This is a genomic window from Alteromonas aestuariivivens (assembly GCF_003367475.1).
GTDB classification, from domain to species: domain Bacteria; phylum Pseudomonadota; class Gammaproteobacteria; order Enterobacterales; family Alteromonadaceae; genus Alteromonas; species Alteromonas aestuariivivens.
In genome coordinates this window covers 272,539-298,327 of record NZ_QRHA01000006.1, presented here as the reverse complement: position 1 = coordinate 298,327, position 25,789 = coordinate 272,539, and the positions used below count along the sequence as shown (strand labels likewise).

The window sequence follows — 25,789 nt, the reverse complement described above, 5'->3', positions numbered from 1 at the left end:
CATCATCACGACTCCAATGAGCAGAGGCCCCTATCCATCATGGACTATGAACCTTTCTGCTGGTTGAGTGATTGCACATCATTCGGGAACGACTGACACACCACCTGACATGCGCGTTTACTTGCTTGTTTTTCTTAAGTTTGTAAGAGAATGAATGGACTATCAATTCACTCAGTAAATATCACAACAGAGAAACGATAATACGAAACATTTAATTAACAATATTATTACCATCGCCTTTGAAAAGAAAAAAATTAAATAAATACATAGACTTAACAAATCGTCACGCGAGGCTTAAATTTCATAACCGCGCTCCATCCCGCTGCGAGATCCCCCTGTCATGCGCCATGCTACCCACCGGTTATGTGCACAAAGCATTCATCCACCCAGTGTAAAAACGTCATCCGATATTTGGGACCGATCCCTGGATCAGTCTGATCCAGCCATCACCGCAGCGAGCATGTACACCAGCGGAGCATTCCAGTTAATTGTGACTTCGTTGGTTGAGTAGGAACACCAGTCGTCCAGATAGGAAACCGCTGGCAAATCACTGCGGTAATGACATCCGTCCTGATGTCCGTTTTGGGGGCCACCAACAACAAAACCGGGTACCGGTGCCAGGATTCCGTCAGCCTCTGACGGGCGGTGGTGTATTTTCATAGGTGAGATCTGACCAAACCCAGTGACAAAGCTCATGCCTAGCGGGTTGCGGCCCAGTATGTAATCGAGCAGACCAAGAGAGACCTGCCTGTATTGCCCGATTCCACTTAGTTGCCAGGCCTTCCAGACCAGCATCGCTTTGTTGAGCGCCACACTATTACTGCCCCAGACAAAATCTCGCTCCTGCATGGCAACGGCAAAAGATGACGAATCTGACTCACGCGCTGCGTCTGCTGCGTACTCCATCAGAGCACGGGAAAGTTGATCATATATCGTGGTGGATAACAGTTCATGCCCGTCACTCAACAATGAAATGTAGGCAAGCGAGGCTGTATCGAACCAGGAAGGCGTTGACAGGGTGAGGTTATAACTCAAAAACCGGTTCAGATAGCGGATGTCCTGAGTTGCAAGATACAATTCGGCAGCCGCCCAGCCAAATTCATCGGAAAATGTCTGATCACCGTACTCCCCGGTGGCAACGTCTTCAGGGTTTCGAAACTCTGTATCCGGGAAGCGATTGGCCCACTGCCACGCCATTTGTGCAGATGCCAGATAAGCCTGGGCATGTTCCGGGTACAAGCGACTCGCCATCGCAAACACCGCGGCAAAGTTGAGCGTCGCCGCGGTACTTTTTTGCACTACATAACGGGCTTCCGTCGCCTGCGCGGGCATCTCAGCACCCGAGAATTGTAATGTCGTCAGTTTATGATAAACCCCGCCGTCAGCGTCCTGCATGGAATGCATCCAGTCCAGGTTCCAGGCTATCTCATCAAGAATGTCTGCACGCCCATTGCCGGATTCCGGGATATTCCACTGCCGATTCTGATAAAACGGCTGAAAGTCCAAGTAGGTCCGCATCAGCGTATAGGTACTGATCCCCGAATTCACTACGTACTTGTTGTAATCACCGGCATCGTACCAGCCCTTAGGCGCCGACAATACGGTTCCTGACGGACGAAAATCCGATGCAGCCGATCTGTGCACAAGTACATGCTCATCCTTATGGCCAGACTCACGCGCCCATATACCGGCGTACTCTTGAAGCAGGGCTGAACCGGCACGATTGTAATAATACGCTTTGATTGCGGCATCATGCAGGGTAGCAAATGCGGTACCTGAAACATCGAAGTCTCTGAAAGCTTTGCCATTAGCCACAGATATTCGATATTTTCCTGCCCTTGTAATGCTGCTGAGATCAACAACATTGGCGGGAACCCCGGCAGGTGACCAAATAGTTCCGCTCGGAACGCTACCGGACAATACCTGCACGCCATTCTCCAAATCAACAACAGAGTAATCAACCGAATGGTAATTTTCGATTACTGCCAGTTTAGGCAGTTCAGGGGAAAAGCCCACCTGATTGAGCTGAATCGCCACTAGGTCAGAATTATCGGTGCTCTGAATATTCTGCGAGCATCCGCACAATGACAATCCAGCCACCAACAAGCCGAGATAGCGCAAAGTCATACAATCCTCACTCTGATGATCTAACGTTACTCTGCATTAAATGTGATATACCGCCGCACTACAAATTCGGAAGATTATGAAAATGTACCGTGATCGTTATGATGTCTGGTTTCTCGGTAAACTAACACATCGTTGTTCTGGCTTCGCAGGCACAAAAAAAGCGGCATTGAGCCGCTTTTTTTTTGAAATGATAACCAGGAAATCGGTTAGCCTTTCTCGACCTGACCGAATTCCAGATCTACCGGAGTAGAACGTCCGAAAATGAGTACCGATACCTTTACGCGGCTCTTTTCGTAGTCAACTTCTTCAACTACACCATTGAAATCGGCAAACGGGCCATCGATAACCCGAACCACTTCGCCTGGTTCGAACAAGGTTTTTGGCTTCGGTTTGTCAACCGACTCTTCCAGACGGTTGAGGATCGCATCTGCCTCACGCTGGGAGATAGGCATTGGGCGATCTGAAGTACCACCAATGAAGCCCAGTACACGAGGTACGCTTTTCACCAAATGCCACGAATCTTCATTCATTTCCATTTCAACCAGTACGTAGCCTGGGTAAAACTTACGCTCAGATTTACGCTTCTGGCCGGCACGCATCTCAACCACTTCTTCGGTAGGTACCAGAACCTGACCAAAGTAATCTTCCATGCCATGCATTTTGATGTATTCAAGCAGGGTTTTCTTAACCCGCGACTCATACTGTGAATAGGCCTGAACCACATACCATCTTTTCTTGGCTTGCTTGGTTTCTTCAGACATCGCTTATGCTCCTATTCCGGTAATAAAGCCGACCAAACGCACGATAATGCCATCCAGCCCCCAAAGGACCAGTGCCATGAAGACGGTTGCAACCATAACAATCAAGGTAGTCTGATTGGCTTCCTGGCGGGTTGGCCAAATGACCTTGCGCACTTCCAGACGGGATTCTTTGGCGAACGTCAGAAAAGCACTACCCTTCTCAGTAGTGGCGGCGATAAAACCAGCAATCACCACAACGGCAACGGCAGCCAGGGCTCGATACAGTACCGAAACTTCACCGAACATATAATTTGCGGAGATCAGGCCCGCCAGCAGGGCAAACACAATCAACCATTTCAACATGTCCAACGGATTGGACGTATTTTCCGTTTTTTCGCTCATGTCACGATCCTAGCATTACTGCAACTATTTGCCTCACGCGCATGGTCGCAAGACGATATTTTGGCAGGGGTGGAGGGACTCGAACCCCCAACCATCGGTTTTGGAGACCGCTGTTCTACCAATTCGAACTACACCCCTGTGGTATTTTCGTTCTGGCCTTAACGCCTGAAGAACGAGTATCCAAGCCGGCAATCATATTGCCGAAATTAGCTTACACTGCCCTTGTGAATTCAGCGTCTTTGTCAGGAAAGTGCGGTATCGCAAGGGAGGGACGCGTATTATACTCAACCAACCCTCAGTTACAAGCGATTTATCCACAAGCCTACAGACCTCATTCAACGCCGATAAAGCCCCCGGTCTGATGAGCCCAAAGCTTGGCATAAATGCCATTTTTAGCCACCAGCTCAGCGTGGGTTCCCGCTTCCACAATACGCCCTTTATCCAGCACCAAAAGCCTGTCCATTTGCGCTATCGTGGACAGCCGATGCGCGATGGCCAGTACAGTCTTGTTCTCCATCACCGTATTCAGGCAATCCTGGATAGCTGCTTCAACTTCCGAATCCAGCGCTGAAGTGGCCTCATCAAGCACCAGAATCGGCGCATCTTTCAGTAGTACCCGAGCGATGGCAATGCGCTGACGCTGACCACCGGAGAGCTTTACGCCTCTTTCCCCTACATGGGCGTCGTATCCTGTGCGGCCTGCACTGTCAGATAAGCTGAGAATAAACTCGTGCGCTTCTGCTTGCTTTGCCGCAGCAATCATTTCCTCATCGGTAGCATCTGTGCGACCGTAAATAATATTGTCCCGCACTGAGCGATGCATCAGGGATGTGTCCTGGGTCACCATACTGATTAACGAACGTAATTGCTCCTGGGGCACCTGGCTGATGTCCTGCCCATCGATTCGGATGGTCCCGCTGTTGGTGTTGTAAAACCTGAGCAGCAAATTCACCAGCGTTGACTTACCCGCTCCCGAGCGACCAACCAGCCCGACCTTTTCACCCGGTTTAATGGTTAAATTAAGATTATTGAACACGTCAATGGGGTGACTGTCGTTGCCCAGATAGGCAAAGCGAACGGCATCGAATTCTATTCCACCACCCGCGACAGTCAGCGCTGTCGAATTGGCTTTATCTTTCACTTCCACCGGCTGCGACAGGGTGTTGATGCCATCCTGAACCGTACCCAGATTTTCAAACAGCGACGCCACTTCCCACATGATCCAGTGCGACATGCCATTCAAACGGAGACAAAGGCTGATTGCGACCGCAATGTCACCGGGCCCGACGATACTGTTGAGCCAAAGATAAACCGACAACGCACCAATGGAAAAAATCAGCAGCGCGTTTGACAACTCAACACAAAATTCCAGAATGGTTACCAGACGCATCTGCGGATAAACGGTTTGAAGAAACCCGTCCATGCTTTCACGTGCATAGTCGGCTTCGCGCCGGCTGTGTGAAAACAATTTCACAGTGGTGATGTTGGTATAGCTGTCAACAATGCGGCCTGTCATCACGGAACGCGCGTCAGCCTGGCGCTGCGACACTGCTTTGAGTTTGGGCACCAGCATACGAAGAATGCCCAGATAAACCACAAACCAGACCAGCAATGGTACCGCCAGACGCCAGTCAGTACTGAAAATCAACACAACCATGGAGACAAAATACACGCTGATGTAAACCATCAAATCGAGCACTTTGGTCACCGTTTCTCGCACAGACAACGCCGTTTGCATCACTTTGGTCGCAACCCGGCCGGCAAACTCGTTGTGGAAAAAACTCAGGCTCTGGCCAAGCAGGTATCGATGAGCCTGCCAGCGGATCCGCATGGGATAGTTGCCCATTAACGACTGGCGACTGAACAGTGAACGCAACAGAATGGTGCCCGGTATCAGCACTACCACAACCAGCCCCATGCCAACCAGCGTCCATTGCTGGTCAGCCAGAAAGGTACTTCTGTCAACCTCGGCAAACCAGTCTACCAGCTTCCCAAGAAAGCCGAACAACGCAACTTCCATAACCGCAACCATCGCACTCAGCAGCGAAACAACGGCGATCACCCCCCACATTCCCCGGGTATAGTAACGACAAAACGCCACCAGTCCCTGGGGGGGCTGGGTCGGCGCGTCCTTGGGGAAAGGCTGTGTCAGCCTTTCAAACAATGAAAACATATCAGGCTCGGTGTTGTGTGCTTAACCTTTGCTTAGTGAGGATAGATTACGCTTTTTCAAGATACTGCCAGCGTCATTGCCTAACAACCTCCCGATCCTGGGTTATTCAGGAACCTTACAGGCAGTAAAGAATAAGTTGTTACAACTTATGTATTTTTGAGAGAAACGGTTTTGTTATGGCCCTCATCATGGTAAAAAAATTTGGTGTAAATTGTGAGCGCCTACGCCTCACATCGGCCAGCATCTAGGTAACGAGTTCGTTTACCGCAACAGGTGCACCGGGTCGGCAATGGAAATAATCACAGATGCGCCAGCTTACTGAAGCGCACAGGACAGGAATACTCATGCAAAAAACATTAATCAGCCTCAGCGTCCTAATGGCGCTTACCGCTTGCAGCCCTGCTGCAACCCAATCGGTCAGCGACGGCAATACCACCGCAGAACAGACCCAGAGCGAACAGCAGCAACTGAGTTCGGGTGTTATCAAGGAGAACATGGATCTTACGGTTGATCCGGGCGATGACTTTTTCAACTACGTGAATGGCAGTTGGATAAATACCATCGAAATTCCCGCTGACAAATCCAGCTACGGCAGTTTTTCGATTTTGCGTGACGAAGCGCAAGAAGATGTAATGGAGATAATCAAAAGCTCTGCCGAAGGCGATTTTAAGCAGGGCAGTGACGAGCAAAAGGTCGGTGACTTCTATCAGGCCTATATGGACATGGAAACTCGCAACGCGCTGGGTATGGCCCCTCTGAAACCCGAATTGGCAAAAATCGATGCCATCGCAGACTACTCTGAACTGGCCAAATATTTTGCCTATGCAAACCGCTACGGCTACGGCGCTCCGTTTTCCATTGGCCAGTATGTGGACTTCAAGTCTCCCGAAAGTTACATGATCTACGCCTGGCAGGCGGGCTTGGGCTTACCGGAAAAAGACTACTACTTTAAAGATGACGAAACGTCACAGGAAATTCGCGACAAATACGTCAAACACATTGAAAGAATGTTTACTCTGGCCGGATTTGATAAGCCGTCTGAAAGCGCTGAAATGCTGATGGCGCTGGAATCGGCCATCGCAACCCTGCACATGAAGAAAGAAGATACCCGCGACTGGGCTGCAAATTACAACAAGGTGCCTTTGGCAGAGCTGTCTGCCCTGATGCCACAATTTGACTGGAATGCATTCCTGACCCAGGCCCAGCTTACCGATCTGGACGGTCTGGTTGTCATGCAAACCGACTTTATGAAGCAGCTCGACGACCTGATTGCAGACACCTCACTCGATGACTGGAAAACTTTCCTGAAATGGAACCTGCTGAATGCGTCTGCGACCCGACTCAGTGCTGAGTTCGACGACGCCAATTTTGATTTTTACAGCAAAGTACTCAGTGGTGTAAAAGAACAGCGCCCACAATGGCGCAGAGCCGTATCTCTGCTCAATGGCCACGTCGGAGAAATCATTGGTAAGGTTTACGTCAAGAAGCATTTCCCGCCGGAAGCCAAAGCCCGCATGCTGGAAATGGTCAACAATCTGTTGCTGGCCTACAAGGACAGTATTGAAAACCTCGACTGGATGACCGACGAAACCCGAGCCCAGGCTCTCGACAAGCTGTCCAAGTTCAAGGTTAAAATCGGTTATCCGGATATCTGGAAAGACTATTCAGCACTGACCGTCGATGACGGGGATTTGTTCGGCAACCTTAAGCGCAGCGCCGATGTGGCGTATGAGGAGATGCTCAAAAAACAAGGCGGCCCCGTGTGGAAACATGAGTGGGGCATGACGCCGCAAACGGTAAATGCCTATTACAGCCCGCCACAAAACGAAATCGTATTCCCGGCAGCTATCCTGCAACCGCCGTTTTTCGACATGAACGCAGAAGATGCGGTGAACTATGGTGGTATTGGTGCGGTTATCGGCCATGAAATCGGACACGGTTTTGACGACTCTGGCAGCACGTTCGACGGTGATGGTGTGTTGCGTAACTGGTGGTCAGATGTTGATCGAGCAGAATTTGAAGCACGCACCGCCAAGCTGATTGAGCAGTACAGCGATTTCCAGGCGCTTCCGGACCTGAACGTCAATGGTGAATACACCCTGGGTGAAAACATCGGCGACCTGGGCGGTATCAGTATCGCACTGAAAGCGTACCATTTGTCACTCGACGGCAAACCGGCTCCGGTACTGGACGGATTCACGGGTGACCAGCGCGTATTCATCGGTTACGGCCAGGTTTGGGCCAATAAATACCGCGATGAATCCCTGCGCACACTGATTCAGACCGATACCCACTCACCGGCACATTTCCGCGCCAACGGTGCTGTGCGTAACGTGCCTGAGTTTTATGAGGCTTTCAGCGTCAGCGAAGACGACACCCTGTACCTGGCACCGGAGAACCGGGTAAAAATCTGGTAGCAGGTAAACACAAATCAGCTGCTGAATGGTAGCGACAACAAAAGCGGGGCCAGTTGGTCCCGCTTTTTTTCGGCTTAAGGAAGGCTGGGGCTGAGAAAAAATTGCCCACAAGCTACAGATTGCGATTGCATCAGCTGTAAGGATAAACTCTCATTATTTTTTACAGGGTATAAGGGGATTCTATGACGTCAAACATGAGACAGTAATTTGAACTGAACCAGGTCCCCCACTCAACAAGCAAGCCTTTGCAGTATCTTCAGCGCTTCCTGCGCTCGTGATTCGGGGACAAAGATATGGTCATGATAAAAAGCTGCCACCACATTGGCGCTTATTCCTGCTTGTGCCAGTGCGGAAGAAAGCCGGGCCGTCAGCCCTACCGCTTCCAGGCTAGAATGAACCTGGCAGGTAATACAGCGAAACACACCGTTATAGACCAACTTTAGAGATTCCGCCGCGTTACGCTGGCAAATCAGCGTTGTAGCTTCTTTTTCGTAAAATAACCCCTTTAGCGGAATATGCGCAAGCTTTGCAACGTCCCGTTCGGGTACACACACAAACACATAGCTGGCATCATCCAGCTCAGGACTGAGGTTTTTAATCAGACTGTCTGTGTCACGTTCGCCACTCATAACCACTTCCACCTGCGGGGTTACTGTAAACTTAGACTGGAATGCTACATTCAGCCCAGCTTCCTCGCCCGCACCCGCTTTCCCTTGATCTGCCCTTCACGAAATTGTTTAAGCGCCCTTTTGACACTGCGTAATTTCACGGCCACGTAGCTGATTTGCTGACGCACAGTGATTTTCCCGATATCCTCACCCGGCAGGCTGGCATCCTTGGTCAGGGCACCGAGTATGTCGCCGGCCCGAATCTTTTGCTTTTTCCCGGCCGAAAGCCCAATGCATACATAAACCGGCTCCAGGATGCGGTTGGCATGAAAACGCAAACTCTGGGCTCCCTTTGAAGGAATTGACGTGTCCATGAGTTCCTCGATTCGAGCCAGAAATATCTGCTCCTTCTCACTGCATAGCGTAATCGCAAGACCTTCAGCTCCTGCCCTTCCGGTGCGTCCAATGCGATGCACATGAGTTTCGGGTTCTTCGCTGACCGTATAGTTAATCACACAGGCCACATCCGCAATGTCCAGCCCCCTGGCGGCCACATCCGTTGCCACCAGCACACGCAATGCATCACTGGCGAACCGCACCAGAACTTCGTTTCTGGCTTCCTGGGTCATGTCACCTTCAATTGCCCCTGCACTGAAGCCAGCTTCCGTCAGTACATCAGAAACATCGCGGGTCTGCTGTTTGGTATTACAAAACACAATGGCTGTAGCTGGCTGGTAGTGGGAAAGCACCGCCATCAGGGCATTTAGCCTGCCTTGCTCTTCCACACGATAAACCAGTTGCACGATATCCTGATTCACAGTGTCCTCAGCGGCCACTTTAATTGTAACGGGATCAGTCAGGTAGGCCCCTGTTATCTGCACCACTGCGGGCGAATAAGTGGCTGAAAACATCAGCGTTTGCACCTTAGCAGGTGTGGCAGCAAAAATACTGGCCAGATCTTCAGCAAAACCCAGTTCAAGCATTCGGTCAGCTTCGTCCAGTACCCGAATTCGCACGTGACTCAAATCAAGCCGGCGTTTATTCACATGATCCAAAACCCGACCAGGGGTACCAACAGCGACATGACAGCCATGCTTGAGGGACTGTATCTGCGGCCCCATTGGCGTTCCGCCACACAAAGTCAGCACTTTCAGGTTCGCCAGAGCTGCACCAACTTTGCGACATTGCTCTGCCACTTGCTCAGCAAGCTCTCGGGTGGGGCACAAAATCAACAGCTGTACCTCAGGTACGGTTACGTCAACCTGCTGTAATCCCCCCAGTGCAAACGCCAGTGTTTTACCACTGCCAGTTTGGGCCTGGGCAATCACATCCTTGCCATCAAGTATGACCGGTAACGCCTGCTGCTGAATGGGGGTTTGGGACTCGAAACCCAGTTGCTTCAAAGCCCTGCTGAGCTCGGTTCGTATCGGCAGTTCACCAAAACTTGTCATCACTATTGTCCTTTCGGCCAGACGTTCACAACACCTTCAGAAATGTGTTGAAGCAACCCTTGACGGTTCAAGTCATCACTCCATTCCCGCGACCACTGAATGTAAGTGTCAGATTCTTTCTCTCGCACGGCGGCCAACTTCAACCGCTCCACCAGCGCCAGGGTGGTACCCTGCTTTGAAAGCACCAAATAAGTAGTAGATACATCGTCCTCGGCAGCCAGTGCAAGGCCATTACATTTATGCGCAAGTTTCTGGCATGCCAGAGTCAGCCCCGCACTGGAGGTAAAAACCAGCTCAGCATCATGGCCATACACCGCTTCTATTGCCACCGGTAAACTGTCGTATTCAATGGGGTCCAGACCAAGTTGCCTTGCCCGCTCTACTCTAAAATCACCACTCAATACCGCCACTCGTGTATCTGGGGGCAACTGTGCCAGACTGGCATATTTTACCGCATTCAACCCGTATACACCTTGTCTAGCTCGGGTTAGTGGAGTTATCCAGTGAAATAGCGACTCCCTTTGCGGGGTGCGGGTAATCGCAAAGGCCAGTACATTCGACTTGGTCAGAGATTCGCGAAAAATGCGTTCCCACGGTGCAACAAGAAAACGCTGCTGGGTAATACCCGCTTGCGCAAGAATGCCGGTAACCAGTGAAGCCCCGTAGCCATGAATGCGGCCGCGTTCATCCTGTTCAACAAAAAACGGAATTTTGTCCGCAATAACCCAAAGCTTTCGCTCCTCTATGTCAGGATAGTAGTTTTTTTCAAATAAAATGCCGTCACGTAATTCGAGCTCATGGCCAACAGACATTAATTTACTGAGCAGTGCTCTGGCCTGCTCTTCAAAGGCACGTTGATTCTTGTAGCGCGAGGCAGCGAAAGTGAGCCTCTCCGCCAGCGCCTGGTTGCCTGAAATGCGCGGCAATGCAAGGTAGGTATAGCGCGTTTGCAGAGTAAGTACCGGTTGGAGATCGGAACAATTCAAGTGCTGCTTTATGCAAATCAGCCTCAAGCCTAATGGCGAGAACAGAATACTCTCTACACGCCCTTTGAGCACTGCTTCCACCGCGTGCTCCCAACCCTTAACCGCCATAATGTTTTTGGCACCGCGGGCCTTCAGCTCACGATGGCGGTATTCATTGCGCACCGCGCTGACGGATTTGATGTCGGCTATCGAAACAGACCCGGCGTTAACCAGTTCAGAATCTGAACGCACAAACAGGGTTACCGGCACAGCGACTATCGGAGTTATCCAGAAATAATCAGCCTCGCGATCTTCTGTACGATTCACAATAGCCAGAGTCTGCGGAGGGTGATTGTTCAGCTCTGCCAGCTTTCTGGCCAATGGCATTGGATAGGGCTGAAGCTCAAAACCTGCTTCCCTTGCTATTTCCGCCGCCATTTCAACGGCATAACCTGACACTTCACCATTTGGCTGTGGGTCAACAAACAGTGGCATGTCGGTAACCAGCATCCGCAGCGGCGCTGCATACCCTGCCAAAGACCAGAATGTGGCCAGCAACCAGCTTGTAAACACCACCACTTTCAACTGCATGCTACTTCCGCAGATATTCCGAATGTTCAGGCCAGGGGCGCTTCCAGTTTCCAGTTCAAGGTTTGCCCTGCATAAAATGGAACCATTTCGTTTCCGTCCGCCAGGGTGACGATTTCCGGCACCTGCCAGGCATCTTTCACCAGAGTAATAGTGCCGGTATTTCGTGGCAAACCGTAAAAATCTGCCCCATAGTTGCTGGCAAAGCCCTCCAGTTTATCCAATACACCCAGGTCTTCGAACACCTGAGCGTACAGTTCTATGGCGCTCCAGGCACTATAACAACCTGCACATCCACAGGCATTCTCTTTTCTGTGGCGGGCGTGGGGCGCGGAATCCGTACCCAGGAAGAATTTTTCCGAACCACTTTTAACGGCTTCACGCAGTGCCTGCTGGTGCGTGTTTCGCTTCAGTACCGGCAGACAATAATTGTGGGGGCGTACACCACCAACCAGCAAATCATTGCGGTTCAGCAGCAAATGTTGTGGCGTAATAGTCGCTGCAACGTAACTGGAAGCTGCAAACACAAATTGGGCTGCATCTGCGGTAGTAATGTGTTCAAACACCACCTTCAATTCAGGGAATGCCGCCACAATTGGTTGCAAATGTGTGTCGATAAACACTTTTTCACGGTCAAAGATATCGACGTGGGACTGAGTCACTTCTCCATGTATTAACAACAACAGTCCATGCTGCTGCATCGCCTCAAACACCGGGTAAAGCGCCTCGATACCGGTAACTGCCGCATCGGAATTTGTAGTTGCGCCAGCCGGATAAAGCTTACACGCAACAACACCTGCCGCCTTGGCATCGGCAATATCCTGAACACTGGTCTGGTTGGTCAGGTACAAGGTCATTAGAGGTTCAAAGTTACTGCCGTCAGGACGAGCCGCCAGAATACGCTGCCGGTATTCCACAGCCATTGACGCTGTGGTCACCGGAGGCACCAGATTGGGCATCACGATGGCACGCGCAAAACAGCGGGCGGTGGCGGGTACGGTTTCCCGAAGCATGTCCTCATCGCGAAAATGCAAATGCCAGTCATCCGGGGTACGCAATGTGATTTTTTGCATGAACTTCAGCCTTGTAAAAATGGGAGGTGGGAAGAATTACATCCCACCTATTATGCCTGAATCCGCCGAATTTGGCAGCCTTAAACCGCTCAGGCCTTCTTGGTGTATTCCGCAATAATGACGATTCGGGTGCCGTTAACCCGGCCCTCTATATGTGCGGGATTGTCACTCAGACTGATATTGCGCACCGCGGTTCCGCGTTTGGCAGTAAAACTGGTGCCTTTCACATCCAGGTCTTTGGTAAGATGAACGGTGTCACCGGCTGCCAGTACTGTGCCGTTTGCATCCAGTGTGGGCTCACGACTGTGATCCACCAGCCCGGCCTCTGCCCACTGTCGTGTAGCATCGTCAATGTACATCATGTCGAGCAGATCCTGCGCCCAGGTTTCGCTGCTCAGGCGGTTTAGCATTCGCCAGGCCAAAACCTGCACTGCCGCAACCGGCGACCACATGGCATCGTTCAGGCAGCGCCAGTGATTGGTATCCAGCGTCTGTTCGTCATCCAACTGGGCCCGGCAACGCTCACAGGCCAGTACTGCGGTGTCCGAATCCTCGCTGGGGGAAGCAGGTACCGGATAAACGGCCAACTCCTCGCTACTGCCACACAACTCACATACTCCATTGGCTCTCGCCGCTACGCGCTCTTCTAACACAATCTATTCTCAACTGCTGGGAAATGCGCAGAGTATAGCACGCCCCTTATCCATCGTTGCGGGAATGCGATACGAAGATCAGACTATCGGTGTTGTACCCCAGAGCACTTGCCTTATCCAACAAGCTCATTACGGTTGATTCCGGTAGCTGAGGCGTTCTGGCCAAAACCCACAGATAGTCCCGGTTTGGCCCGGTTACCAGCGCATACTGATAGTTGGTTTTATCCAGTGCTATGATCACATAACTGGCGTAAAACGGGCCGAAAAAGGAGACTTTCAGATGCCCAATTGTCGGGTCACCAACGAAGTAGGCCTTTCCGATGGCCTCTTCCCATTGTTTTTTTTCAGGTGAATAGCCACGATTTATGACCCGCACACCTCCGTCTTCCCGCATTTGGTACTTTGCAGTCACATCGGTCAGTCCGGCTTCAAAACTGTGCTCAAATCGGGCGATTTCATACCAGGTCCCAAGATATCTGGACAACTCAAACTCCTTTATGGGGTCAACGTTTTCGGGCACTGTAGTACACGCAGTCAATGCGAATAAACCCAACATCCAGCCGACAATTCTCATATACACTCCATCCAATCTGCTTGCCACTCGTGTTATCCTATAACTATCAGATAACATCGATTCAGGTTAAAAAATGCTTCAAAATTTCTATCCCAACGCCAGTCAGCTTATTTATGGTTGTATGGGGCTGGGCGGAGACTGGGATCACAGCCCAATCACCCGGGAACACTATCTTCAAGCCCGAACTGCCGTCGAAACTGCGCTTGAAGAGGGGATAACCGTTTTTGACCACGCGGACATTTATACCATGGGCAAAGCGGAAACCGTATTCGGGCAGGTACTCAAGGACACTCCTTCTTTGCGTAATGACATGATTATACAGTCAAAATGCGCTATCCGCTTCGAGGACGAGCTTGGCCCCAAGCGTTACGAAATCTCTGCGGACTGGATCAGACAGTCTGTCGAACAAAGCCTGACAAGACTGGGGCTTGACCATCTCGAAATACTGCTGTTACACCGCCCGGATCCGCTGATGGAACTGGCTGAAGTTGCCGAGTGCCTTACACAATTGATTCAGGAGGGTAAAATTGCCCATGTTGGTGTTTCAAATATGCACTGGCACCAAATTCAGTACCTGCAGTCTGCGCTGGATAAACCCATTGTAGCCAACCAGCTGGAGATGAGCCTGGCCTTTCGCGACTGGATGGAGGATGGCATTACTACTGGCAGCACTGCCAACCGCAATTCCGGTTTTGCACCTGGCACTCTGGAATACTGCATGACTCATAATGTGCAGTTGCAGGCCTGGGGCAGCCTGGCCCAGGGGCGTTTCACCGGCGGAACAACTTCCGGCACTACCGACGAAGCCACCCGACAGGCGGTTGCAGAGCTGGCCGCACTTTATCAGGTGACCCCGGAGGCCATAGTTCTGGGTTGGCTGACACGTCATCCGGCCAATATTCAACCCATCATTGGGTCAACCAAGCCGGAACGCATACGAGCCTGCACTGGGGTATCGGAGCTGCGTTTGAGCCGTGAGCACTGGTACCATCTGCTGGAAACTGTTTGGGGACGGGAAGTTCCCTGAATAAAGAAGGAAACCGCACAATGCTTGAAGGTATCCACCACGTTGCGATCATCTGCAGTGATTACCCGAGATCCAGGCAGTTTTACAGCGAGATTCTGGGTTTGAAAATCATTGATGAAAACTACCGCAAGGAACGCCGGTCGTACAAATGTGATCTGGCCCTGCCAGACGGTTCGCAAATTGAGTTGTTCTCATTTGAAAATGCGCCAACCCGGCCTTCAAGACCTGAAGCCCAGGGTTTGCGGCACCTGGCGTTCCGGGTTCAGGACATTGCCAACGCAATCGAACACCTGTCTGCCCAAGGGGTAGAATGTGAAGAGGTTCGTATCGACCCCTACACGCAAAAGCGATTCACGTTTTTTGCCGACCCGGACGGCCTGCCACTGGAGCTCTACGAGCTCCCTGCCAACTGAATTCCCGGCGAAAAGGAAGTACTAATCAGCACGGGGCTTCGGCTCTGTGCAGTTAGGTTAAACCTGCTGCCCGGCAAAATCCCTGCTGATGGGCTATATATAAACTAATCCGCTTAGGAAAGTTTAAGGCTTGGGGCAGGGTTCTGTGCCCGCGCCCCTCACCCCCGGCTCACAACCTTAAACACATCCGGCCCCGATATTGTTGACATACCTGCGGGGCAGCAGACCAGCAAGTTTACCGGTAATCAATATGGAAGGTGATTACTGCCCCGTGGACCAGAATGGATGACCCAAATCATGAGTGCTTCACAACTGCATGAGTATCTTTGCCCGCAATGCAGCCACATTAATGCCCTTGAACATAATGAAATTCGCAATATGTACAAGGAACAAACCGCCACCTGTGAGCAATGCGGTGCGGTATTGGAAATCGTTCCCGCACTTGGGATTGGAGAGCAGGTGAACCTGGTGGTATCTGTCGCCCAGCCGGACCTGCCTAAACGATAGGCTCAGCGGGCTGCGGAGAATTTCGCCTCAGAGTGCGAAAAACTCCCGCCGGAGATCGCTGTTTACCTCAAACTGCCCGCCGACAGCAGAAGTACGGGTGTAAGAATTGGTGTCGCGGATCCCCCTGGCTTTCACACAATAGTGCGTGGCATTAATCGACACGGCGACATCGTCGGTCCCTGTCAGAGCCTGAAGTGCCACCAGAACCTGTTGCGTCAGGCGCTCCTGAACCTGGGGTCTCTGGGCAAAGAAACCCACCAGGCGGTTAATTTTCGATAACCCAATAACCGTATCTTTGGGAATATAAGCGACACTGGCGGTCCCATCGATAGTAACGAAATGATGCTCGCAGGTACTGGTAAGACTGATGTCCGATACCTGTACGGGCTGATTCAACGCCATTTTGTTTTCAATTTGGGTGATTTTGGGGAATTTCCGATAATCCAAACCTGAAAAAATTTCGTCGACATACATCTTCGCAATACGTTTAGGCGTATCGGCCAGGCTGTCATCAGACAGATCCAGCCCCAAAGCCCCCATAATATCGTGCATGGCCGCTTCAATTCGGCCACGCTTTTCATCATCAGACAAAGGGTTGTCTACCATAGGGGTTTCCAGCCCCTTTGCTTCAAGAGCGTTTCTTACTAACAGCGCTTCTCTGCTGTAGGCAGGTTCCAGTGCATCACGCACTATGACTGCTTCATTTGATAACATGGATACTTTCCGTCACTACTAACCAATTAGGCCCTTATACGCGCCATACCCCACTTTGGGTTAAGATTGGCGCACAACTGGCAGAGCCTCTGACATGAACCCTGAATAATAGCATAATCGCTTGCAAATCCCGATTTTTTGTTTAGATTTCGTGCGCCTGCGCCGTTCTCTCTCGGGCACTTACCATTGGTGCACGCTCGCAAGCCAGCTATAATTGGCCGCAGACTTAGAAAAGGATACATTGATGAATTACAACCGCCCGTTAATCCCGGAATGGGAAAGCCTTGATGCGGTCATTTTAGCCTGGCCACACCCGGAGACCGACTGGGCTCCATGGCTCGAAGAAGTGCGCTCGGTCTACCTTGAACTGGTAACAGCGATCAATGCTGCCCAAGCCGGTGTTATCATGCTCTGTGCACAGCAGGATGTAGCCGACCTGCAGGCCCGTTTGCCTAAAAGCAGCAACGTTCTGATTGTTCCCGCCGAATACAACGATACCTGGGTGCGGGACTACGCCTTTCTGACATGCCGGGGAGACGACCATGGCAAGCCAACCGGTGAACCGGTGGAATTTCAGTTCAACGGCTGGGGCAAAAAATTTGATGCCACTCTCGATAACCAAGTGAACCGACGTTATCTGGCCGGAATGTGTAATGCTCCACTGCGCAGCAACCCGCTGATAGCAGAGGGGGGCGCGCTGGAAATTGATCAGCACGGACAACTGCTTTCTACTGCCCAGTGTCTGTTGAACCCAAAGCGCAACGGCAACCTGTCACTGGATGAATATGAACAAGAGTTTTGCGCGTTTCTGGGCTGCGAATCGGTAACCATTTTCCATCAGGGCCATCTTGAAGGCGACGATACGGACGGTCATATTGACACTCTGGTGCGTTTTACCCCGGACCATGGCCTTGTGATCCAGGCTGCAGATAACCGCCCGGATGACAGCCATTTTGCTGGCTTGAACGCATTGTGTATCGAATGCCAAAATGCATTCCCAGAACATCAGCAATACAGGTTGCCTCTGCCATGCATCCACAACCAGGAAGGCGAACGCTTGCCAGCCTCTTACGCCAACTTTTTAATTTGCAATCGTGCGGTACTGTTACCAGTGTACCAGCAGCCTGAGGACGGCGAAGCCATCGCAGTTATGCAGCGAGCCTTTCCACACCACAGCATAGTGCCGATCAACTGTGCGCCACTGGTACAGCAATTTGGTAGCCTGCACTGTGTTTCAATGCAGGTCCCGCAATACACTTTGCGGGCTGAAGTCCTTGCGCAACTGAATCAAGGAGTAAGTATTTATGACTTCTAAAACACTCAAAGTCGGGCTGGTTCAACAGTCGGTCGCGAACAACGATAAAATGATCAACTGGCAAAAAAGTGCCGACCGTATCGCTGAACTGGCCGAAAATGGATGCGAATGCATCCTGTTACAGGAATTGCACAGTACGCTGTACTTCTGCCAGCAGGAAGATACAAACGCCTTTGATCTGGCCGAACCCATTCCGGGGCCAGCGACCGAATTTTTTGGCGAACTGGCAGAAAAACATAATATTGTGCTGGTGACCTCACTGTTTGAAAAGCGTGGTTCGGGCCTTTATCACAACACCGCGGTGGTGTTTGATCGCTCAAAGGAAATTGCCGGCAAGTACCGCAAAATGCACATTCCTGACGATCCGGGCTTTTACGAGAAGTTTTACTTTACTCCTGGCGACATGGGCTTTACTCCCATCCAGACCAGTGTAGGTAAACTTGGGGTACTGGTGTGCTGGGACCAGTGGTATCCAGAGGCAGCAAGACTGATGGCCATGGCAGGTGCCGATTTGTTGTTCTACCCCACAGCCATTGGCTGGGACATGACCGACACCGACGACGAACGGGATCGTCAGTTCAATGCCTGGCAAACCATCCAGCGTGCCCACGCCGTTGCCAACTCAGTACCGGTGATCGTGGCCAACCGTACCGGATTTGAAGCCTCTCCGATTGATGGCGACCCCGGCATTCAGTTCTGGGGGCAAAGCTTCATTACCGGCCCGCAGGGCGAAATTCTGGCTCAGGCCAGTGCCGACGAAGAACAGGTGCTGGCGGTTGAACTGGACATGACCCGCACCGAACAGGTCAAACGTATCTGGCCCTATTTCCGCGACCGCAGAATTGACGCCTATGAGGATCTAACCCGCCGCTGGCGGGATTAGTCACGCCCTAATGCTCAGAAGGGGCTTTGCCCCTTCACCTCTTCAGTGCGCTTCATTCGCGCACACCCTCTGAGCTTTTCGATTGTACCGCCATTCGCTATGCTTGGTGCATACTCTCAAATGTGATGACACCAAATGGCGAATGCAAAAAATGTGTATGGCGAGCCGTTACAACTGTGCTGCGGCAATACCGGGTTCACCCGGGAAGGCTTTTGCTACGTGCCGGACAGCGACTACGGTAACCACAGCGTATGCGCCGTTGTCGATGCAGCTTTTCTGCAATTTTCATACTCCTCCGGAAATGATTTGGTCACGCCAAATCCGCAGTTTCAGTTTCCCGGCTTAAAACCCGGAGACCGCTGGTGTTTGTGTGCCCGCCGCTGGTTGCAGGCCTATGAGGCCGGAGTGGCGCCCAGAGTACGTCTGGCTGCCACCCACGAAAAGGCCCTGGATGTGATCCCATTGGCCCTGCTTGAGCAATATGCTGTTCCCAGCTAGCCGCGCTCAGGCGTGCGCAGCACCATTAACCGGGTTTCGGTCATATCTTCAATGGCATAGCGGATCCCTTCACGCCCAAGGCCCGAATCTTTCACCCCTCCGTAAGGCATGTTGTCCACCCGCCAGCTGGGAACATCACCAATCACCACGCCCCCCACTTCCAGCTTGTCCCAGGCCATATGCGCTTTATAAATATCCCGGGTAAAGATGCCGGCCTGCAATCCATACCGACTGTTGTTCACTTCATCCAGCGCCTGCTCAAAGCTGTCAAACCCCGACAGCACAGAAACAGGCCCGAACGCTTCCTCGGCATTAACATCACAGCTGACGGGCACATTCTCCAGTACCGCTGCCTGCAGCATGGCACCTTCACGCTGGCCTCCGCACAACAGGTTAGCCCCTGCAGCCACCGCATCCTCTATCCAGCCCTGTAACCGCTTAGCCTCCGACTCAGAAATCATCGGCCCGATAAACGTGTTCTCATCGGCAGGGTCGCCAGCCACCAGCGCAGCAACCTTTTTCACATAGGTGGCTTTGAATTCTGCATAGATGCTTTGATGCACAAGCAACCTTTGGACGCTAATGCAACTCTGCCCAGACTGATAGTAAGCACCCACTATTATTCTGTCGGTAGCATCATCAATATCCGCGTCAGCATCAACAATACAAGCCGCGTTTCCACCCAGTTCGAGTACCACGGGCTTTTTGCCTGCTTTGGCTTTTAAAGCCCAACCCACATCCGGCGAACCGGTAAAACTCAGCAGCTTTAACCTCTCGTCGGTGGTGAAAAGATCCGCCCCGTCGCGACTGCATGGCAAAATTGAAAATGCCCCCTTGGGTAAGCCGGTCTCAGCCAGCACTTCACCAATGATCAACGCCCCGACTGGCGTGCGGGAAGCAGGCTTAAGCACAAAAGTACATCCTGCAGCAATGGCCGGCGCCACCTTATGTGCCGCCAGATTGAGCGGAAAATTGAACGGTGAGATAAACGAACAAGGGCCAATCGGAACCTTTTTGGTCATGCCCTGATAGCCACGGGCCCGGGCTGATATCTGCAAATTTATCACTTCGCCGTTAATGCGAACTGATTCTTCCGATGCGATCCTGAATGTATCAATCAAGCGGCTGACTTCGCCTCTGGCGTCCTTAATCGGCTTACCCGCTTCGATACACAATGCCCTGGCAAGTTCATCCGCCCGCTCTGAAAAACGCTTCACGCAATGGTCAAGTACCGCCTGGCGCTCGTAGGGAGCCAATGCAGCCATCGCCGGTTGAGCCTGATGCGCAGCCGCAATGGCACGGTCAATGGCCTCTGCATCCGCCAGTGCAACACGGGTTGCGACCTCTTGGGTAAACTTGTTGGTAACCTCCAGATCCTGGTTGGCGTATACCGCTTCGCTGGCCAGATAATAAGGATAATGGGAGTTCAGCATGATACCTCCTTACAATTTTTCGCTTAATTGCCGAATGGTATGGTTCAGGGTTTCATCATTCAGGCTGTAGTCTACCGGGCAGTCAACCACATGCACCCCTTTTGCTCTCAGGCAGTCTGTCAGTGTCTGCGCTAAATGGCCGGTATTTTCAATTCGCCAGCCCTGGGCGCCATAGCTTTGTGCGTACAGGACCAGATCCGGATTCCCATAGTCGAGGCCAAAATCAGTAAAATGCATGTTGGCCTGCTTCCATTTGATCATGCCATACGCATCATCACGCAACACCACCACAACCAAATCCAGCTTGAGCCTGACCGCCGTTTCCAATTCCTGGCTGTTCATCATGAAACCGCCATCTCCGCACACACTGAGCACCGCCTTTTCAGGGTGCACCAGTTTCGCAGCAATCGCCGAAGGCAAACCGGCCCCCATGGTGGCCAGTGCGTTGTCGAGCAGCAGCGTGTTGGGGCCGTAGGCAAGATAATTTCGCGCGAACCAGATTTTGTATACGCCATTGTCGAGTGTCACAATCCCATCCTCAGGCATAACCTGACGAATATCCCGAACTACTCTTTCCGGCAGTACCGGATAACGTTCATCACATTCAGCCGATGCCCGGTGTTGCGCGTAAGCGTCGTGAACGTCTTTGTAAAAATCCAGCTTCCAGCCTGACTGAGGAGTGATACGCTCATTGATTTGCCAAATGCTGTTGGCAATATCCCCCACCACTTCCAGTTGGGGGAAATACACCGGATCAACTGCAGCGGAACCAAAGTTTACGTGGATCACCTTCTGGCCGTTGTCGTTATGCATAAAGAATGGGGGCTTCTCAACCACATCATGACCGACATTGATGATGAGATCGGCGCGCCGTATTGCCCGGTGAACAAAATCCCCGTCAGACAGGGCAGTATTGCCTGCAAACAGCGGGTCACGTTCGTCCAGCACTCCCTTGCCCATCTGGGTGGTCACGAAGGGTATGGCGGTTTTGTCGACAAACTCCCGCAGCATTTTTGCGGTGAGTTTCCGGTTGGCCCCAGCACCAATCAACAACAGAGGAGACGTAGCCTGTTCAATCATCTCAACGGCACACTTTATGGCCTTGTACTCGGCAATCGGCCGCCGTGTCACGCTGGGTTTCAAAAGCGGCATTTGTGTCGACTCAGAGGCAATATCCTCTGGCAGTTCGATATGCACCGCGCCCGGACGCTCTTCATGGGCAATACGAAAAGCCTCCCGCACCACCGAGGGGATTCTGTCACCACTTACAACCTGTACAGTTGACTTAGTGATAGGGCGCATCATGTCAATGACATCAATAACCTGGAAACGCCCCTGCTTGCTGGTCTTGATCGGTTTCTGGCCTGTGATCATCAGCATTGGCATTGCACCGAGTTGAGCATAGGCGGCTGGCGTAACCAGGTTGGTGGCTCCCGGCCCAAGAGTGGATAAACAAACGCCTACCGCACCAGTGAGGCGCCCGTAGGTTGCAGCCATAAATCCGGCACCCTGTTCATGGCGGGTAATAATAAGGCGAATGGAGGACTCTCGGATGGACTCGAGAAGATCGAGGTTTTCTTCCCCGGGAATTCCGAATATATATTTAACGCCTTCGGCTTCCAGGGCTTTAACGAAAAGGTCGGAGGCTTTCATTCTGCGGTCACTCCTCACAGTTGGTGCACCACAATGTTTACACACCGGATGCAGGTTCAGGCTTTAGCCATGACTCCCAAACAACCACCCGTAAAGGTTACCCGCCCAACCTCCAATTCCTGATCAGTCGCGGTTCTCTGTAACCTGCTCCCAATGCCGGAGTTGTTCATGGGTATGCCCATCCAGAGCCAGTTTATTCTGAGCCAGCCACCACTTTTCCATAATGCGTACGTTGGCTCGGTTGGCTTTGTAAAATACATCAATAATATCGCCAACGATGGGGAAAAAACCCAGGCCGAAGTCGATCAGTGAATTACGCACCATTCTCGCAATAAGTCTTTTTGGCAGACCCAATTGTTTACCCAGCCAGATGATCCTGAGTGCAACCAGCAACATCAGAACATCGCCTCCTCCCGGGATCAGACCAACGATGGGGTCTATACCAATACGCACCGGAACAAACGGGATTTTTACGGCGGTATCCATCAGGTTAGCCATTTTCTGTGCTTTGAGCAAAGCTTCAGGGGCCTTTGTCGGATGCTGTTGTAGACTCATTTTTCTGCCCCCGCCGCAAGAGCCAGCTTCGAACGGGCTTCATTGTCTCCGCCTATGGTCCAGCCATAAAGATTGGTTTCAATGATGCGGGTCAGTGCGGCCATGTGATCATCGTCACTGTTGAGAGCCGCAATATACTGATAGCTTTCACCGCCCGCGGCCAAAAATACTTCCCTGTTTTCTTCACCAATCTCTTCTATGGTTTCCAGGCAATCTGCTGAGAACCCCGGGCATATCACCTGCACCGATTTAGCACCCTTTGCGGGCAGCCCTTTCAGAGTTTCATCCGTGTAGGGTTGCAGCCACTCTTCACGGCCAAAACGTGACTGGAATGTTGTAAGGTATTCATCTTGTGTCAATCCAAGCCGCTCTGCCACCAGGCGGGTGGTTTTCAGGCACTGACAGTGATATGGATCGCCGTTGGTCAGATAGCGCTTTGGAATACCATGATATGAAAATATCAGTTTCTGTGCTTTACCATGGGACTGCCAGTGAGCAGAAATTTTGTTCGCCAATGCGCTGATGTAGTCGGGATTATCGTGGTACTGGGTGACAAAACGCAGTTCTGGCAACCAGCGGCGCTGAGTGAAATCCTGTGCCAGCGCATCGAAAGTTGACGCGGTGGTCGAGGCGCAGTACTGGGGATACAAAGGCAACACCAGCAGCTTTCGAACGCCTTTGCCTAGCATGCTATGGACCACGTCCTTGATAGCGGGCTGACCGTAGCGCATTGCAAACTCCACCAGCACATTCTCACCGTATAATTTTGTGAGCCGTTGCTGCAAGGCATCCCTTTGTTGTCGGGTAATGGTCATTAACGGGGAGCCTTGTTCGGTCCAAACTGTTGAATAGGCGCGTGCAGAGCGCTTTGGCCGAATATTCAGGATCACAAGATTCAAAATGAACCACCAGATAAACCGAGGCACTTCCACTACTCTGGGATCAGACAGGAATTCTTTAAGATAGCGCCGCAGTGCCGGCTTTGTGGGACTTTCAGGCGTACCCAGATTGGTGATCAGTACACCAATTTTGTCACTTTGATGGTGGGAAAATTGCTCACTGTTACGATACATCAGGATGACTTGCCTCTGCCGGTGTCTGGATCAGGATTGAACTTATTATACTGATCCCAAACAGCAAATGATCTCAGAAACGTAAAAATAGCTAAATGAGCAGATATTTACCTTTTAAGATATGCTTGGAAATGAAAAAGGCGGTTCATCAACCGCCTTTTAGCTCAGTTCAGATATTAGTTTTTCAGGGCTGATAAAAAGTCGCAGCACCTGGTCCTACCGGCATCCCCAAAGCAAACACCCAGATAAAGAACAGCAATGACCAGCCGAGCATAAACACCATGGAATAAGGCAACATCATCGCAATCAGCGTTCCCATACCTACATCCTTGCGATAGCGCGCCGCCATGGCGAGTATCAGGCCGAAATAACTCATCATGGGAGATATAACATTAGTCACTGAATCACCGATACGGTAGGCTGCCTGGATGACTTCCGGAGCATAGCCCAGCAACATTAGCATAGGCACAAAAATCGGAGCCGTCACAGCCCACTGGGCAGAAGCACTGCCAAGTGACAGGTTAACAATGCCACACATGAGGATAAACAGAACAAACACGGAAGGCCCATCCAGCCCTACGGACTGTAGCAAAGCCGCGCCCTTAACCGCCAGCACAGTTCCAAGATTGGTCCATTTGAAAAACGCAACAAACTGGGCAGCAAAGAACACCAGGGTGATATACAGCCCCATCGCTCCCATACTCTTTGACATCGCATCTATAATATCGCGATCGTTCTTCATGGTTCCGGCAACTCTGCCATATACAAAACCAGGTACCGCAAAGCTGATAAAGATAAACGCCACAATGCCTTTCAAAAAGGGTGAGCCAGCCACGTCACCAGTTTCAGGGTGACGCAAAATGCCATTTTCGGGCACAATGGTCAGAGCCAGCACCGCACACACGGTGACAAAAGCAACTCCAGCCCACTTAAGCGCACGCTTTTCAACCGCAGTAGGTGGTTCCATTGATTGCTTTTCCAATGCAACGGAAGCGTCCTTTTCGTCAAATTTACCTAAACGGGGCTCAACGATCTTCTCGGTAACCAACGCCCCCATAATGGCAATGACGAAAGTACTGATAAACATGAAGTACCAGTTGACTTCCGGACCCACCGAATAGTCCGGATCGATCATATGGGCGGCAGCCTCGGTAATACCGGAAAGCAAAGGATCAACAGTCCCCAGCAGCAAATTAGCGCTGTAGCCCGCTGAAACCCCGGCAAACGCTGCAGCCAGCCCGGCGAGTGGGTGACGACCGAGTGAATGAAAGATCATCGCTGCCAGCGGAATCAGCACCACATAGCCCAATTCCGATGCAGTATTGGAAATGATACCGGCAAAAACGATCGCAAAGGTCACCGCACGTTTAGAAGCGTTCATCACCAATGCACGCATAGCTGCAGACAGCAACCCAGAGTGTTCCGCCACACTCACCCCCAGCAAGGCAACCAGCACAGTACCAAGCGGTGCAAAACCGGTGAAATTGGTTACAAGCCCGGTAACGATGCGCTGCAGGCCTTCTGCCGACATCAACGAGATAACTTCAATCATACCGTCCGCTTCCCGGCCACTGGCACCTTCCGGACGGGGGTCTGCTACTGCAACGTCAAAATAGCCCAGCACACCACTGACCAGCACAATAAATACTGACAGCATGGCAAAAAGGGTAATCGGATGGGGCAGCAAATTCCCCAGCCATTCAACGGTAGCCAGAAACCTTGAAAACAGGCCTCCTGACTGCTGCTCTGAGGGCAGGGTTTGGGTACGAGATTGTTCAGAACTCAATGGATACCTCTGTCGTCTGTTGTTGTCTTGCGGCCCGTGTTATTAATGTTATTTTTCTCGACCAGTAAGGCTGGTTGTTCAGGCTCTTCGATTTGTCTGGCGCGAATTATACAGTAATCATGTACAGTTTGCAGGCAACTGCTGCAATTTTGCGCTGTTTT

Annotated in this window: 23 protein-coding genes and 1 tRNA gene; 7 read left to right on the top strand and 17 right to left on the bottom strand. The window is 51.5% G+C overall.

All coding sequences use genetic code 11. From position 1 onward, the window contains the following. Positions 1 to 429: 429 nt before the first annotated feature. From DXV75_RS10240 to DXV75_RS10220, 5 genes are all read right to left on the bottom strand, one after another. Positions 430 to 2,127: a glycoside hydrolase family 9 protein gene (locus DXV75_RS10240; protein WP_115593307.1), complete on the bottom strand. Its 1,698-nt coding sequence runs from the start codon at positions 2,125 to 2,127 to the stop codon at positions 430 to 432. A gap of 206 nt (positions 2,128 to 2,333) precedes the next feature. Next, positions 2,334 to 2,888 carry a transcription termination/antitermination protein NusG gene (gene nusG, locus DXV75_RS10235; RefSeq protein ID WP_115593306.1) on the bottom strand — a complete coding sequence of 185 codons (555 nt, stop codon included), beginning with the start codon at positions 2,886 to 2,888 and terminating at the stop codon, positions 2,334 to 2,336. 3 nt (positions 2,889 to 2,891) lie between these two features. Beyond that, positions 2,892 to 3,269, bottom strand: coding sequence for a preprotein translocase subunit SecE (gene secE, locus DXV75_RS10230; RefSeq protein ID WP_115593305.1), 378 nt, complete (start codon positions 3,267 to 3,269; stop codon positions 2,892 to 2,894). Between the two features lie 61 nt (positions 3,270 to 3,330). Beyond that, positions 3,331 to 3,407, bottom strand: a tRNA-Trp gene (locus DXV75_RS10225). Positions 3,408 to 3,600: 193 nt separating this feature from the next. Beyond that, positions 3,601 to 5,442, bottom strand: a complete 1,842-nt coding sequence (locus DXV75_RS10220; protein ID WP_115593304.1) for an ABC transporter ATP-binding protein — start codon at positions 5,440 to 5,442, stop codon at positions 3,601 to 3,603. A gap of 344 nt (positions 5,443 to 5,786) precedes the next feature. Here DXV75_RS10220 and DXV75_RS10215 point away from each other — a divergent pair, with 344 nt between their 5' ends. Further along, on the top strand, positions 5,787 to 7,859 hold the full coding sequence (locus tag DXV75_RS10215; RefSeq protein WP_115593303.1) for a M13 family metallopeptidase: 2,073 nt from the start codon (positions 5,787 to 5,789) through the stop codon (positions 7,857 to 7,859). 230 nt (positions 7,860 to 8,089) lie between these two features. On the opposite strand, the gene DXV75_RS10210 is transcribed toward DXV75_RS10215, so the two are convergent. The 6 genes from DXV75_RS10210 to DXV75_RS10185 all read right to left on the bottom strand — a co-directional run bounded on the left by DXV75_RS10210 (position 8,090) and on the right by DXV75_RS10185 (position 13,771). Beyond that, the gene (locus tag DXV75_RS10210; RefSeq protein WP_115593302.1) at positions 8,090 to 8,488 is read right to left on the bottom strand and encodes an ACT domain-containing protein; all 399 of its coding nucleotides are present in this window, start codon (positions 8,486 to 8,488) and stop codon (positions 8,090 to 8,092) included. A 50-nt stretch (positions 8,489 to 8,538) separates the two neighbouring features. Continuing rightward, the gene (dbpA, locus tag DXV75_RS10205; RefSeq protein ID WP_115593301.1) at positions 8,539 to 9,918 is read right to left on the bottom strand and encodes an ATP-dependent RNA helicase DbpA; all 1,380 of its coding nucleotides are present in this window, start codon (positions 9,916 to 9,918) and stop codon (positions 8,539 to 8,541) included. A 2-nt stretch (positions 9,919 to 9,920) separates the two neighbouring features. Then, the gene (locus DXV75_RS10200) at positions 9,921 to 11,474 is read right to left on the bottom strand and encodes a substrate-binding periplasmic protein (RefSeq protein ID WP_115593300.1); all 1,554 of its coding nucleotides are present in this window, start codon (positions 11,472 to 11,474) and stop codon (positions 9,921 to 9,923) included. A 26-nt stretch (positions 11,475 to 11,500) separates the two neighbouring features. Next, positions 11,501 to 12,544, bottom strand: a complete 1,044-nt coding sequence (gene pyrC, locus DXV75_RS10195) for a dihydroorotase (RefSeq protein ID WP_115593299.1) — start codon at positions 12,542 to 12,544, stop codon at positions 11,501 to 11,503. An 89-nt stretch (positions 12,545 to 12,633) separates the two neighbouring features. Continuing rightward, the gene (locus DXV75_RS10190; protein WP_220272520.1) at positions 12,634 to 13,197 is read right to left on the bottom strand and encodes a PhnA domain-containing protein; all 564 of its coding nucleotides are present in this window, start codon (positions 13,195 to 13,197) and stop codon (positions 12,634 to 12,636) included. 46 nt (positions 13,198 to 13,243) lie between these two features. Continuing rightward, a complete protein-coding gene (locus tag DXV75_RS10185; RefSeq protein ID WP_115593297.1) occupies positions 13,244 to 13,771 on the bottom strand; it encodes a lipocalin family protein in 528 nt (175 codons plus the stop codon). A 73-nt stretch (positions 13,772 to 13,844) separates the two neighbouring features. Here DXV75_RS10185 and DXV75_RS10180 point away from each other — a divergent pair, with 73 nt between their 5' ends. The 3 genes from DXV75_RS10180 to DXV75_RS10170 all read left to right on the top strand — a co-directional run bounded on the left by DXV75_RS10180 (position 13,845) and on the right by DXV75_RS10170 (position 15,718). Beyond that, a complete protein-coding gene (locus DXV75_RS10180) occupies positions 13,845 to 14,798 on the top strand; it encodes an aldo/keto reductase (RefSeq protein ID WP_115593296.1) in 954 nt (317 codons plus the stop codon). A gap of 20 nt (positions 14,799 to 14,818) precedes the next feature. Beyond that, positions 14,819 to 15,211 (top strand): SMU1112c/YaeR family gloxylase I-like metalloprotein, encoded by a 393-nt coding sequence (gloA2, locus tag DXV75_RS10175; protein WP_115593295.1) that lies wholly within the window; start codon positions 14,819 to 14,821, stop codon positions 15,209 to 15,211. A gap of 297 nt (positions 15,212 to 15,508) precedes the next feature. Then, positions 15,509 to 15,718, top strand: a complete 210-nt coding sequence (locus DXV75_RS10170; RefSeq protein ID WP_115593346.1) for a hypothetical protein — start codon at positions 15,509 to 15,511, stop codon at positions 15,716 to 15,718. A gap of 27 nt (positions 15,719 to 15,745) precedes the next feature. Here the strand turns inward: DXV75_RS10170 and folE are convergent, their stop codons facing one another. Continuing rightward, complete coding sequence (gene folE, locus DXV75_RS10165) at positions 15,746 to 16,432, bottom strand: GTP cyclohydrolase I FolE (RefSeq protein WP_115593294.1); 687 nt, start codon at positions 16,430 to 16,432, stop codon at positions 15,746 to 15,748. A 244-nt stretch (positions 16,433 to 16,676) separates the two neighbouring features. Here folE and DXV75_RS10160 point away from each other — a divergent pair, with 244 nt between their 5' ends. The 3 genes from DXV75_RS10160 (at position 16,677) to DXV75_RS10150 (ending at position 19,128) form a co-directional block, all read left to right on the top strand. Then, positions 16,677 to 17,747, top strand: coding sequence for an agmatine deiminase family protein (locus tag DXV75_RS10160; protein ID WP_115593293.1), 1,071 nt, complete (start codon positions 16,677 to 16,679; stop codon positions 17,745 to 17,747). After that, positions 17,737 to 18,630: a carbon-nitrogen hydrolase gene (locus DXV75_RS10155; RefSeq protein ID WP_115593292.1), complete on the top strand. Its 894-nt coding sequence runs from the start codon at positions 17,737 to 17,739 to the stop codon at positions 18,628 to 18,630. The genes DXV75_RS10160 and DXV75_RS10155 overlap by 11 nt, the downstream gene beginning before the upstream one ends. A gap of 135 nt (positions 18,631 to 18,765) precedes the next feature. Then, the gene (locus DXV75_RS10150) at positions 18,766 to 19,128 is read left to right on the top strand and encodes a DUF2237 family protein (RefSeq protein ID WP_115593291.1); all 363 of its coding nucleotides are present in this window, start codon (positions 18,766 to 18,768) and stop codon (positions 19,126 to 19,128) included. Here DXV75_RS10150 and DXV75_RS10145 read toward each other — a convergent pair. The 5 genes from DXV75_RS10145 to DXV75_RS10125 form a co-directional block, all read right to left on the bottom strand. Then, on the bottom strand, positions 19,125 to 20,561 hold the full coding sequence (locus DXV75_RS10145) for an aldehyde dehydrogenase family protein (RefSeq protein ID WP_115593290.1): 1,437 nt from the start codon (positions 20,559 to 20,561) through the stop codon (positions 19,125 to 19,127). The genes DXV75_RS10150 and DXV75_RS10145 overlap by 4 nt on opposite strands. Before the next feature lie 9 nt (positions 20,562 to 20,570). Beyond that, positions 20,571 to 22,214 carry an acetolactate synthase large subunit gene (locus tag DXV75_RS10140; RefSeq protein WP_115593289.1) on the bottom strand — a complete coding sequence of 548 codons (1,644 nt, stop codon included), beginning with the start codon at positions 22,212 to 22,214 and terminating at the stop codon, positions 20,571 to 20,573. A gap of 123 nt (positions 22,215 to 22,337) precedes the next feature. Next, entirely contained in the window at positions 22,338 to 22,769 is a 432-nt protein-coding gene (locus DXV75_RS10135; RefSeq protein WP_115593288.1) for a DUF4112 domain-containing protein, read from the bottom strand. Further along, the gene (gene hemH / locus DXV75_RS10130; protein WP_115593287.1) at positions 22,766 to 23,845 is read right to left on the bottom strand and encodes a ferrochelatase; all 1,080 of its coding nucleotides are present in this window, start codon (positions 23,843 to 23,845) and stop codon (positions 22,766 to 22,768) included. Before hemH ends, DXV75_RS10135 begins: the two co-directional genes overlap by 4 nt. Before the next feature lie 181 nt (positions 23,846 to 24,026). Continuing rightward, positions 24,027 to 25,628: an AbgT family transporter gene (locus tag DXV75_RS10125; RefSeq protein ID WP_115593286.1), complete on the bottom strand. Its 1,602-nt coding sequence runs from the start codon at positions 25,626 to 25,628 to the stop codon at positions 24,027 to 24,029. Between the last annotated feature and the right edge of the window lie 161 nt (positions 25,629 to 25,789).

Excerpts from the sequence above, each read along its gene's own strand:
- DXV75_RS10220 (WP_115593304.1), bottom strand. The coding sequence starts at position 5,442 with ATGTTTTCATTGTTTGAAAGGCTGACACAGCCTTTCCCCAAGGACGCG.
- DXV75_RS10145 (WP_115593290.1), bottom strand. The coding sequence starts at position 20,561 with ATGCTGAACTCCCATTATCCTTATTATCTGGCCAGCGAAGCGGTATAC.
- gloA2 (WP_115593295.1), top strand. The coding sequence starts at position 14,819 with ATGCTTGAAGGTATCCACCACGTTGCGATCATCTGCAGTGATTACCCG.
- folE (WP_115593294.1), bottom strand. The coding sequence starts at position 16,432 with ATGTTATCAAATGAAGCAGTCATAGTGCGTGATGCACTGGAACCTGCC.
- DXV75_RS10150 (WP_115593291.1), top strand. The coding sequence starts at position 18,766 with ATGGCGAATGCAAAAAATGTGTATGGCGAGCCGTTACAACTGTGCTGC.
- nusG (WP_115593306.1), bottom strand. The coding sequence starts at position 2,888 with ATGTCTGAAGAAACCAAGCAAGCCAAGAAAAGATGGTATGTGGTTCAG.
- pyrC (WP_115593299.1), bottom strand. The coding sequence starts at position 12,544 with ATGCAAAAAATCACATTGCGTACCCCGGATGACTGGCATTTGCATTTT.
- secE (WP_115593305.1), bottom strand. The coding sequence starts at position 3,269 with ATGAGCGAAAAAACGGAAAATACGTCCAATCCGTTGGACATGTTGAAA.
- DXV75_RS10155 (WP_115593292.1), top strand. The coding sequence starts at position 17,737 with ATGACTTCTAAAACACTCAAAGTCGGGCTGGTTCAACAGTCGGTCGCG.
- DXV75_RS10135 (WP_115593288.1), bottom strand. The coding sequence starts at position 22,769 with ATGAGTCTACAACAGCATCCGACAAAGGCCCCTGAAGCTTTGCTCAAA.
- DXV75_RS10140 (WP_115593289.1), bottom strand. The coding sequence starts at position 22,214 with ATGAAAGCCTCCGACCTTTTCGTTAAAGCCCTGGAAGCCGAAGGCGTT.
- DXV75_RS10170 (WP_115593346.1), top strand. The coding sequence starts at position 15,509 with ATGAGTGCTTCACAACTGCATGAGTATCTTTGCCCGCAATGCAGCCAC.
- DXV75_RS10180 (WP_115593296.1), top strand. The coding sequence starts at position 13,845 with ATGCTTCAAAATTTCTATCCCAACGCCAGTCAGCTTATTTATGGTTGT.
- DXV75_RS10185 (WP_115593297.1), bottom strand. The coding sequence starts at position 13,771 with ATGAGAATTGTCGGCTGGATGTTGGGTTTATTCGCATTGACTGCGTGT.
- DXV75_RS10210 (WP_115593302.1), bottom strand. The coding sequence starts at position 8,488 with ATGAGTGGCGAACGTGACACAGACAGTCTGATTAAAAACCTCAGTCCT.
- dbpA (WP_115593301.1), bottom strand. The coding sequence starts at position 9,918 with ATGACAAGTTTTGGTGAACTGCCGATACGAACCGAGCTCAGCAGGGCT.
- DXV75_RS10200 (WP_115593300.1), bottom strand. The coding sequence starts at position 11,474 with ATGCAGTTGAAAGTGGTGGTGTTTACAAGCTGGTTGCTGGCCACATTC.
- DXV75_RS10160 (WP_115593293.1), top strand. The coding sequence starts at position 16,677 with ATGAATTACAACCGCCCGTTAATCCCGGAATGGGAAAGCCTTGATGCG.
- DXV75_RS10215 (WP_115593303.1), top strand. The coding sequence starts at position 5,787 with ATGCAAAAAACATTAATCAGCCTCAGCGTCCTAATGGCGCTTACCGCT.
- DXV75_RS10240 (WP_115593307.1), bottom strand. The coding sequence starts at position 2,127 with ATGACTTTGCGCTATCTCGGCTTGTTGGTGGCTGGATTGTCATTGTGC.